1 protein-coding gene is annotated in these 284 nt (G+C 55.3%); it reads left to right on the forward strand.

Features of this window, described 5'->3' with window-relative positions; all coding sequences use genetic code 11:
- On the forward strand, positions 1-284 hold a 284-nt coding region (locus FDX22_RS31990), incomplete at both ends, for a glycoside hydrolase family 19 protein (protein ID WP_304571818.1).

Consider the following 284-nt stretch of genomic DNA (forward strand, 5'->3'; position numbering starts at 1 on the left):
TATCAGTGTGAAATGCTGGGGCGTGTCGATGGTAAGCAGGTTGCTCACCAGCCGCAAATAGCCAATCTGGTTTACGGTGACCGCATGGGTAATAACAGCCAGGGTGACGGCTGGAAATATCGCGGTCGCGGCCTGCTGCAAATCACAGGTCGTGAGAACTACACCAAATGTGGTGCAGCGCTGAAGCTTGACCTTGTCAGTACACCGGAACTGCTAACGCAGGAGCGACATGCGGCCCGTTCGGCAGCGTGGTACTTCACGTTACGCGGTTGCCTGATGTATTC

This window comes from Citrobacter sp. TBCS-14 (assembly GCF_005280805.1).
GTDB classification, from domain to species: Bacteria; Pseudomonadota; Gammaproteobacteria; order Enterobacterales; family Enterobacteriaceae; genus Citrobacter; species Citrobacter gillenii.